The organism is Microcoleus sp. LEGE 07076 (genome assembly GCF_015207455.1).
Taxonomy (GTDB): Bacteria; Cyanobacteriota; Cyanobacteriia; order Cyanobacteriales; family Microcoleaceae; genus Microcoleus.
On the sequence record NZ_JADEWV010000200.1, the window covers coordinates 1 to 10488 of the forward strand.

At 45.8% G+C, this 10488-nt stretch carries 10 protein-coding genes; 5 read left to right on the plus strand and 5 right to left on the minus strand.

All coding sequences use genetic code 11. The annotated features are described in order from the left end of the window. Positions 1-177: 177 nt before the first annotated feature. The 3 genes from IQ270_RS24160 to IQ270_RS24170 all read left to right on the plus strand — a co-directional run bounded on the left by IQ270_RS24160 (position 178) and on the right by IQ270_RS24170 (position 4953). The gene (locus IQ270_RS24160; RefSeq protein WP_193975726.1) at positions 178-1770 is read left to right on the plus strand and encodes a pitrilysin family protein; all 1593 of its coding nucleotides are present in this window, start codon (positions 178-180) and stop codon (positions 1768-1770) included. A 271-nt stretch (positions 1771-2041) separates the two neighbouring features. Continuing rightward, complete coding sequence (locus tag IQ270_RS24165) at positions 2042-3523, plus strand: pitrilysin family protein (RefSeq protein WP_193975727.1); 1482 nt, start codon at positions 2042-2044, stop codon at positions 3521-3523. Between the two features lie 203 nt (positions 3524-3726). Further along, positions 3727-4953, plus strand: coding sequence for an SAM-dependent methyltransferase (locus IQ270_RS24170; RefSeq protein ID WP_193975728.1), 1227 nt, complete (start codon positions 3727-3729; stop codon positions 4951-4953). Positions 4954-5283: 330 nt separating this feature from the next. Here IQ270_RS24170 and IQ270_RS24175 read toward each other — a convergent pair whose 3' ends face one another. The 3 genes from IQ270_RS24175 to IQ270_RS24185 form a co-directional block, all read right to left on the minus strand. Continuing rightward, positions 5284-6009 carry a Uma2 family endonuclease gene (locus tag IQ270_RS24175; protein WP_193975729.1) on the minus strand — a complete coding sequence of 242 codons (726 nt, stop codon included), beginning with the start codon at positions 6007-6009 and terminating at the stop codon, positions 5284-5286. Between the two features lie 267 nt (positions 6010-6276). After that, a complete protein-coding gene (asnS, locus tag IQ270_RS24180) occupies positions 6277-7668 on the minus strand; it encodes an asparagine--tRNA ligase (RefSeq protein WP_193975730.1) in 1392 nt (463 codons plus the stop codon). Positions 7669-7778: 110 nt separating this feature from the next. Beyond that, entirely contained in the window at positions 7779-8144 is a 366-nt protein-coding gene (locus IQ270_RS24185) for a DUF2203 domain-containing protein (RefSeq protein WP_193975731.1), read from the minus strand. Positions 8145-8262: 118 nt separating this feature from the next. On the opposite strand from IQ270_RS24185, the gene IQ270_RS24190 reads away from it, so the two are divergent. After that, positions 8263-8538, plus strand: coding sequence for a DUF6439 family protein (locus IQ270_RS24190; protein WP_193975732.1), 276 nt, complete (start codon positions 8263-8265; stop codon positions 8536-8538). Between the two features lie 411 nt (positions 8539-8949). Here IQ270_RS24190 and IQ270_RS24195 read toward each other — a convergent pair whose 3' ends face one another. Both IQ270_RS24195 and IQ270_RS31415 read right to left on the minus strand, forming a co-directional pair. Next, entirely contained in the window at positions 8950-9444 is a 495-nt protein-coding gene (locus IQ270_RS24195; RefSeq protein ID WP_193975733.1) for an anti-sigma regulatory factor, read from the minus strand. 371 nt (positions 9445-9815) lie between these two features. Further along, positions 9816-9974 (minus strand): hypothetical protein, encoded by a 159-nt coding sequence (locus tag IQ270_RS31415; protein ID WP_228056649.1) that lies wholly within the window; start codon positions 9972-9974, stop codon positions 9816-9818. A gap of 167 nt (positions 9975-10141) precedes the next feature. On the opposite strand from IQ270_RS31415, the gene IQ270_RS24200 reads away from it, so the two are divergent. After that, positions 10142-10488 (plus strand): alpha/beta fold hydrolase (locus IQ270_RS24200; RefSeq protein WP_193975734.1); only part of this gene is annotated, 347 nt, incomplete at its 3' end.

Consider the following 10488-nt stretch of genomic DNA (forward strand, 5'->3'; position numbering starts at 1 on the left):
TAAAACTCCTCGCCGGGCTCCATACCCTTTTTGAGATTGGCTGTATCAGCCTAACATCTGCGGCGCAACAGATCGCTTGTGCGTCAAAAAATCTTTATCCTTAGAAAAGCATCCCTGGCATTGATCGCCAACATTTGTTTGACAATCCAAAATCCCCAATCTAAAATCTAAAATCGAATGACCCCGCAGTTCCAAAAACCCCGCGCGGCGAAGCTATCCCGCAGGGAATCGCCCCGCCAAATTCGATTTCTCGCCTCCCTGTTGGCTGCTGTAGTGCTGTGGTGGGGAATTTCCCCTGAAATCGCCTCGGCCCGAGAAAACCGGGCTAACGGCTCGCCCGCCGTGTCTGTTCAACCGTCGCTCGATCGAGTAATCAAGCAAGTCACCGAATTCAAGCTCGACAACGGCATGACATTCATCGTACTCGAAAGACCCAGATCCCCGGTAGCATCGTTTCTGATTCACGCTGACGTGGGAGGCGCAAACGAACCCGACGGCCAAACCGGAGTCGCCCACTACCTCGAACATTTAGCTTTTAAAGGCACGCCAAAAATCGGCACTACCGACTACAAAGCCGAAAAGCCGCTGCTAGAAAAACAAGACGAACTCTTCGAGCAAATACAATCCGCCTCTTCGAGCGGCAAAACTCAAGAAGTCGCCAAGTTTAAAGCAGAATTTGACAAAGTTGAAGCTGAAGCTGGGCAATTTGTCAAGCGCAACGAATTCGGCAAAATAGTCGAACAAGCAGGGGGAGTCGGACTAAATGCCGCTACTTCTACCGACTCCACGATGTATTTTTACAGCCTCCCGGCTAACAAATTAGAACTGTGGATGTCTCTGGAATCCGAGCGTTTTCTACAACCTGTATTTCGGGAATTTTACAAGGAAAAACAGGTGATTTTAGAAGAACGGAGGCTGCGAACTGAAAATTCTGCGATCGGACAAATGGTTGAAGCTTTTGCCGACAAAGCTTTCTCCGTCCATCCCTACCGCCGCCCCGTAATTGGCTACACTGAAGACATTAAAAACCTGACACGAGAAGAGGTGCAGAAGTTTTTTGAGACTCACTACATCCCCAGCAAGCTAACTGCGGCGGTGGTAGGAGACGTGAAAGCCTCGGAAGTGAAGCGGCTTGCTCAAATTTATTTCGGTCGCTACAAGGCGAAACCAGCACCTCCAGAATTGCAAATTGTGGAGCCTCCGCAAACCCAAACGAAGGAAGTCACGCTGAAGTTAAAAACTCAACCTTGGTATTTGGAAGGATATCACAGGCCGGCGATGAATCATCCCGACAATGCGGTTTATGAAATCATTGGTTCTTTGCTCAGCAGCGGCCGGACTTCTCGGCTTTACAAGTCTTTGGTAGAGCAACAGCAATTGGCGCTAGCCGCTCAAGGTTTCAGCGGCTATCCGGGGGAAAAGTATCCGAATTTGATGTTGTTTTACGCTCAAACTGCTCCGGGCCGCACGGTTGAGGAAGTAGCTGCTGCTTTGAGCAAGGAAATCGATCGCCTGAAAAATGAGCCGGTTTCTGCTATGGAATTGGAGCGGGTGAAAACTCAGGCGAGAGCGGGTTTGTTGCGATCGCTCAATTCTAATATGGGCATGGCATTTTCGCTGCTGGACTATCAAGTGAAAACTGGTTCGTGGAAAAATTTGTTTCAGGAATTGGATGATCTCGCGGCTGTTTCTCCTGCTGACATTCAGCGTGTCTCTCAGGCAACTTTCCGCCCGGAAAACCGCACGATTGGTAAGCTTTTGTCTCTTTAAGAAGTCATTAGTCATTAGTCATTAGTCATTAGTCATCAGTTATTAGCTCGTTTCCAGGCAGAGCCTGGAAATGCAGATCCCGAGGCTCTGCCTCGTCGAATTTCAAATCAGCGAGGCAGAGCCTCTAGATATCGGTTCCCAGGCTCTGCTTGGGAACCAGTTAAACCAGTTAAAAAGGTAAAAACACACTCGTTTCTAGGCTCTGCCTGGAAATGCAGATTCCGAGGCTCAGCCTCGTCGAATTGTCAACAGATTAAAATTAGGAGAAAGAATGACAAGGACTAAATTGAAACTAAAAAAAGTAAAGTTATTTTTGCTATCACTTTGCTTTTTTACTGTTTCACTTGGTACGTTTAATTTGTTACCTTCCTTTGCAGCAGGGCCAAAACATTATGACGAATTAACATTCCCGCAGGTGCCAGAAATTAAACTGCCTAAATACACTCGCTTCGAGCTAAAAAATGGCATCCGCGTGTATCTGATGGAAGACCGGGAACTCCCACTAGTCGGGGGAACGGCGCTATTTCGCACGGGCGATCGCTTTGAACCTGCCGAGAAAATTGGACTGGGAGGTTTGACGGGAGAAGTGATGCGAACTGGCGGCACGAGCCGGCATACGGCTGATGAATTAAATCAGTTGCTGGAACAGCAAGCAGCTTCGGTAGAAACTGGGATTGATGTTACTTCTGGAAGTGCTAGTTTTAGTGCTTTAGCTGAAGATTTGGAATCGGTGTTTGACTTGTTTGCGGAGGTGATTCGAGAGCCAATTTTTGAAAAGGAAAAGTTGGATTTAGCAAAAAATCAAACTCAAGGTGCGATCGCCCGCCGCAATGACGATCCTAACGAGATTACCAGCCGCGAGTTTCAAAAGTTAATTTATGGCGATCGCAGTCCCTACGCCCGCACGGTAGAATACAAGACTATCGCGAATATTTCCCGCGAAGATTTGGTGGGTTTCTATCAGAAGTATTTCCACCCCAAAAATATGATTTTGGGTATTTCGGGTGACTTTGATACTCCTAAAATGCGATCGCTAGTGGAGCAAAAATTCGGCAATTGGGTACCGACTCAAAATGCAGAAGTGCCTCCCCTACCAACGGTATCGCCCGGAAAGGAGGGCGGCGTATTTTTTGTAAACCAGCCGCAATTAAGTCAAAGTTACGTGCAGATGGGGCATTTGGGCGGAATGCTCAACAGTCCAGATTACGGTGCTTTGGACGTGATGAATGGGGTTCTCAACGGTTTTGGCGGGCGTTTGTTCAATAATGTGCGATCGCGCCAAGGCTTAGCCTACACTGTGTATGCGGCTTGGAGTCCGAGATATGACTATCCGGGAGTGTTTGTGGCTGGTGGCCAAACGCGATCGGACGCGACAGTACCGTTGATCGAGGCAATTCGCGCTGAGATCGATCGAATCCGTACCGAACCAATTACCCCCGAAGAATTAGCTTTTGCTAAAGATTCCACCCTCAATTCTTTCATCTTCAAATTTGAAAATCCGAGTCAAACATTGTCGCGATTAATGCGCTACGAATACTACGGTTATCCCGAAGATTTCATTTTTCGCTACCGTCGCAGCATCGAAACAGCCACAATTGCCGACGTGCAGCGCGTAGCCAAAACTTACTTGAAACCGGATAATTTGGTAACATTAGTAGTGGGAAACAGTGCGGCAATTCAACCGCCGTTATCGAGTTTGGGAACTGCGGTCAAAGTGCAATCTGTTGATATCACAATTCCCTCGGCGACTTAATCGATAATTCCTGTGACGCACCAGACTATTGTGTGGTGCGTCACTGTGAGATTGTGAATCTAATTTGTAATATCAATTCGGGTTGCACTCCTCATGCTGTTAACAGTTAAGTGTTAACTGTTAACTGTGAATTTACGATTCCGATGAAGAGAGAATTTGATATAAATTTTCGAGTGCGAACCTTACGGCTAATGAATAATATAATGAATATAACCACACAAGAGCAATTCGAGTTAATTCTAGGTTCTAGTATAGAAAATCAAAAATTCATCAGATTAACTTTAGGAAAGTATAGAGGAGGAGAAGACGGTTTAACTAAAATTATTGTGAGAATTGTACAATTAAAAGCAAGCATAAAACTTTCTTTTACCTATAGTTACAAAACCAAGGAAATAGTCAAAAATTACCCAATCGAAGAGGGATTAAATTTAATCAAAACCCTGATTGGCAGTGATTTTATGAGTATTAGATTATTTTCGATCGAGCAAGATGTTCAACTTGAATATGGCAAAAATAAACATCCTAAAATTAATTTTATTAAGCCCACTTTTACAAACCCTGTTGATACAACTCCGCAGCAACACGACCGCAGGAAGAAACGGTATATTGAATCAGAAAATAATGCCTATTTCAGAGCATTAGGCATTACCAATAATCAAGGTAATGTCGTAAGAACGATGGAAGATAAGTTCAGACAGATAAATAAGTTTGTGGAAATCATACATGGCTTAGTTGAATCATCAGAATTAGCAGAAAAAAGTCATATTTCTGTAGTTGACATGGGTTCAGGCAAGGGATACTTAACCTTCGCAATATATGATTTTATGAACAATATTTTAGGCAAACAAGCATCAGTTATCGGTATAGAAAGCAGAATACATTTAGTGGATTTTTGTAACTCTGTTGCCCAATCAGTTAATTTTGAAAGGTTACATTTTAACCAAGGAAACATCAGTAACTATAGCGCCGAAAAATCAGACATAACCATCGCACTTCATGCCTGCGATACTGCAACAGATGATGCAATTTATAAAGGGATACAGTCTGATTCTGCTTTAATCATCCTAGCACCATGCTGCCACAAGCAAGTTAGGAAACAAATTCATCCGAATCTGGTTTTGAAGGATCTCTTAAAGTCTGGTATTTTGCTGGAGAGGCAATCGGAAATAGTGACTGATGGATTGAGAGCGCTTTTACTTGAATTGTCTGGTTATAAAACTAAGGTTTTTGAGTTTATAGCTGCTGAACATACGAGTAAGAATATAATGATTGTGGGAATTAAAAGCAATCATACTATCAATAAGGAGCAGATTATTGGACAAATTAAAGAAATTAAAAAATTTTATGGAATAAACTTTCACTATTTAGAGACTTTACTATTTCCCCACTTCTTTCTTTCCCCCGATCTGGCCGATCTAATTAATACTTAGTTGGTAAGCGATCGCGCTATAACTTAGGGTTAGCTTGAATTCGCTGATCGAAGTCCATATTTTCCGATTTTGTCATATGGGAACTTGGGTAAAAGTGCAATGTGTTGATATCACAATTCCCTCGGCGACTTGACGATGATTCGTGTGACGCACCTGACTATTGTGTGGTGCGTCGTTATGAGATTGTCGATTTTATTTGTGGATTTTGGATGGCGACACACCCTGCGGCTATTTCCCCACTTCTTTCTTTCCCCCGATCTGGCCGATCTAATTAATGCTGAGTTGGTAAGCGATCGCCCTATAATACCAATTTGAACCCGATCGCCCGATTCATGTCAGCCGATCGATATCAACACCCAACTCCCGCAACTTAGCCGCCAATAAATCCGCCCGCTGACGTTCATATTCCGCCTGTTCCGAACTCCACAGCAGCAAATTTCCAGCTTCATCCCACCAGCGCAGCCAATTCATAGTTTGGCCGGGCCGTTCCCCCGGCCAAATCCCCAGCCACAAATCAAACTCTGGAATCCGCACCCGCCCTGACGCATCAGCAGCCTGCGTTTCATAGGCTCCATTGAGCAAATACCGCACTTCCAGCTTAGGCTCGTAGGGGTCGTAAGTCACATAGGTGGGCACTTGCAGAATCTGTTCGTAGAAGTAGAGCTTGCCGTAGGGAGGAGTCGATCGCACGGACAATTCGCTGTAATCTTCATTAGACAAAAACTCCATCACCACCGATATCGGCGCACCCTCCAAATTCGGCGTGTAGCTGTGGCGAATCGTGTTCTCTGCGACTCCATGCACTTGCGGCACGAAAAACCAATCCGGTGCTTTGACAACAGTCTGCTTATTTACCGTCGCTACCAGTCCAAAATTGGAACCGATCAGGGCGATCGGTGCAATGCGTCCAGCGGCACCCAGAGCATCGGTGAGAGCAGCAGCAAGCGGCGGTTGTTGAATATTTTCCACAGGATCGTCAGGTAATACAAAGTCGGCTGGTAGGGCTTCCCAAGTGACATTTGGTGTTGTGGAACTTGATGAGATTTGAACAACCATTAACTCATACCATTTGAGATTTTATATTTTAGATTACTCGTTACCAGGCTCCAGCCTGGTAACGCAGATCCGGAGGCTCTGCCTCCATTTTACCAAGCGAGGCAGAGCCTCTGGATATAGGTTCCCAGGCTGGAGCCTGGGAACCAGTAAAACAGACCAAATCCGCCTCCGCGGGTTAAAGAACGCGCTGTGAAGATTATGTTATTGTCTTCAGTCCGCGGAGGCGGACTTTGTTTTTGTAAACCTGGTTTCAACCGCCGTCTGCATCTAAAAATCAATAGTCAAAGGAGCTCTCGGAAACGGAATTACATCCCGAATATTCCCCATTCCCGTCATGAATTGCACCAACCTCTCAAACCCCAAACCAAAGCCAGCGTGAGGCACAGTACCGTAGCGACGCAAATCCAAATACCACCACAACTCCTCCTGATTCATCCCCTGCGCTTCCATGCGCCGCTCCAAAACATCCAGCCGTTCTTCCCGCTGCGAACCGCCGATTATTTCTCCAATATTCGGAGCCAAAACATCCATAGCTCGCACGGTTTTCTCATCTTCATTTAAGCGCATATAAAATGCTTTAATCCCGACCGGATAATCGCTAACTATCGTCGGCTTCTTAAACAAATCCTCAGCCAAATAGCGCTCGTGTTCCGACTGCAAATCCAAGCCCCAACTTACCGGAAAATCAAATTTTTTGTCGGCTTTTTCCAAAAGTGCGATCGCATCCGTGTAAGTAATCCGCTCAAACTGATTGTTAATGATATTTTCCGCAGCAGCCAAAACCGTTTTGTCAATGCGCTCGTTGAAAAACTCCATATCTTCGTGGCAATGCTCCAAAACGTATTTAAAAATATACTTTAAAAACGCCTCAGCCAAATCCATATCACCCTGCAAATCGCAGAAAGCCATCTCCGGTTCAATCATCCAAAACTCAGCCAAATGTCGCGAAGTATTAGAATTTTCCGCTCGAAAAGTCGGGCCAAAAGTATAAACATTGCCAAAAGCCATCGCCATAACTTCCGCTTCCAACTGACCGCTAACCGTTAAATAAGCGCGCTTTCCAAAAAAGTCTTGAGCATAATCAACCTCTTGCGAATCCGTGCGCGGCACATTTTTTAAATCAAAGTTAGTAACGGCGAACATTTCCCCCGCACCTTCGCAGTCGCTAGCAGCAATAATCGGAGTGTGAACCCACAAAAAACCGCGTTCTTGAAAAAATTGGTGTACGGCCGTCGAACAAGCATTGCGGACTCTAAAGACAGCACCGTGAGTGTTGGTGCGCGGCCGCAAATGAGCGATAGTTCGCAAAAATTCAAAGGAATGCCGCTTTTTTTGCAGCGGATAAGTTTGCGGGTCTGCTGCGCCGTAAACTTGTAATTGCGAGGCTTTTAACTCAATTCGCTGTCCTTTCGCCGGTGACGCTACCAGCACTCCCGACACCTCTAAAGATGCACCTGTATTAAGTTGTTTGAGTATATTTTCAAAGTCCGGCAAATCGGCATTGATGACGACTTGTAAGTTAGCCATCGCCGAACCGTCGTTAACTTCGACAAAGGCAAATTCTTTCAATTCGCGTTTGGTACGAACCCAACCTTGAACAGTGACAGTTTCGTCAGGTTCACCAGCGCGCAAAATTGCTGCTATTCGTTGATTTGTCATAATATCCAATCCTGTTTATTTAATATTTTGCATCAGAATTCTCTCTTTTCTCTTCCTCTGCGCCCTCTGCGCCCTCTGCGGTTAAAAAAAATCCTAACTCCCAAAAGAGTTCAACCCGCATAGGATTTCAACATCCAACCGATCAAAATGCCAAGTCCTCCAAAGCGAACTGCTTGCCAAAAAGGTTGTTTTATGCTTCCCCAAGAAAACAGGCTGCTTTCTAAATTTAACTCGATCGTTTCCAATTCTTGCTCAATTTCCCGCAATTCTTGCTTGAGTTGCGGCAGTGGATTTTGTCGCAGAGACTGGCGCACGTCTTCGCGCCGGTGGCCGAGTTGAGCTTGGCGCTGTCGATCGACCTGAATCTGAGTGTAACGTTCTTTGACGGCCGCCAGCGATCGCTCCACTGCTGCGATCGCCTGCACAAACTCGTTTTCTTGCTCTTCCCGATCTAACTCTGATGGCTGTTGAGGCATTTCGATCTGCAAACCTGACAATAATAATAAAAAAACCGATTTCCAATTAATTTGTTATTATATGCAGTATATTTTTTTAAATTCATAAACTCCAGCCAAATCCCTATAATTGCCAATTATGCTTGAAACTACACAAACAACCCAAACTGTCAACCTCAACGAACTGAGCACGGTAGAACTAGCTCAAGCTCTAGCAGCGCGCCTCGCCATCTCCGAAAAAGATTGGCACCGCCTCAAAGCCAACCGTTCCGCGCGGGCGGGCGAGCAAGCCGCAGCCGGTTTGGTCTTTTTGCTCAAAAATCAGCCGGAAGAGGCTCTCCCGCGCTTGAAACAAGCCGCCGGATGGCTGGATCGATCGATCTCTGCTCCTCCCTGTCCGACTCACGGCAAATAAGCTACCAACGCTAAAGCCGTGCATGAGTTATATCAATTCAAGTCATATCATTTCCGGTTACACCGTCAGGTGATGTTGACTGTTGACTGTTGACTGTTGACTCGATTTTATTATTCCGATGCAACCGTCCACGATATCAGTCACCGCTTGTAAAATTAGTTTTACGGTTGTGAAGCCAGAGGAAACGACGATTGGAAAGATTATGAGCGGCTCAAACATCAGACAATCGCGCCGCTCGATCGAGCGGCGCGATTGCGGGCTAAAAAAGATTTATACTTTTCTCACACAAAACTCGCTTTTTGCATTACCATTTATTATCAATGGCCAGATACTCCAAATTCTCTATCCCTGGTTCAGCGGGGAAACGAAAAAAATTGCAAGTCGAGCTGAGGTGAAAACTGATGTCAAATATCAGTTTGATCGCAAGCGAGGCAACCGGTAGCGACTGGAAACTTCTTTGCACAGCCGTAACTCTGTACCTTGAGAATTCCATTCTACCCGATCGAATATTTGGTAAAGAATAAACAGCCCCCTACCGCATTCTTGTTCAACATGGGGGAGTGCAGAGTTATCTGCAACATCCTCTGCTACGAGATTGTCGCAATTATCGGTATAAAGATTGCAACCGCAAGGGGCATTAAAGCCAGAACCTTCATCCGATATCACCCACCAATATTGGTTTTGCACGAGCGAAAAACGGACTCCCACTTTTTTGCCGGGGTCTAATTTATTTCCATGCTTAGCAGCATTTACCAAAGCTTCTTGAAGACCCAACCGCAATTCCGCTTGCCAACGCTCCGGAACCTCTGCTAGGAGCAGATCCAAAACAGGACAAAGGTATAGGGTTGAAGCGAAGCTAATCGTAATCCAATTGCGTCCGGTCGGACGGGTTGAAATAGCAATCACTCAGAAAACTCCCTAACTTTCAGGTGGATGAACTTCACACCCTGCATAAGTTGGCTCCCTAGTATTCAAAATGCTAATTAATTGAGCTGCGCCACTCTATTTCTATCTTAGAGTATTTAGGCATTTAAGAAAAGCCAACAACGTCACAAAATATTCTGCGATTCTCAGAAACGAATGCCGATAACTACCAGTAATTTTACTTATAAGTTTCAGCTATCACCAGATTTTTGATCTCGGATGAAGCCAACTCCGGGGCGATCGCCCCTACATCTCCCTGGCCCTCACAAATCGCGGTACCAAACGATCCCCACCTATAAACAATCGGAAATATCTATTAAAACATCGATCCCTAGATGCCTAGCGGAGCGGGACTAGCTTTCGCCACCCCTGATTTTGACCGATCGCCCCCGATCGATCTCTGACTGCCAAACAGCACAATTATCATACCTAGGTGTATTGCGGCCAAAACCCGACATATTTTCCAAATGCCGATCGGCACACAAAGCGGGCACTGCTGCGACCTTTACCAAATCAATATTTGTTACAAAACTTATTTCAGATGAGTCAGAAACTCGCGCTCGCCCAACTGGCCTAAATTGACAAATCCTTTGCTGGCGACACCGGGCGCGTTTACCGAACTTTATAAATCTGAACGTCGCGATACAATAATTAAAGTAAATAATTATTTCTTTACATTATGCAAACCAGCCCAGCCATCACCGCAGCCCCAATTCCCGGTACTTACTGGCAGTGGCGGGGCCATTCAGTCTACTACGTCCGATCGGGCGATCGACATCCCGAACGCCCTCCCCTGCTGTTAATTCACGGTTTTGGAGCATCCACAGACCATTGGCGCAAAAATATCAGCGGTCTGAGCAAAGACTTTGAAGTGTGGGCGATCGACCTGATCGGATTCGGGCGATCGGCAAAACCCGAAATCCAATACAGCGGCGACCTCTGGCGCGACCAACTCCACGACTTCATCACCAACGTCATCGGCCGGCCCGCCGTACTCGCCGGCAACTCCCTCGGAGGCTACGCCGC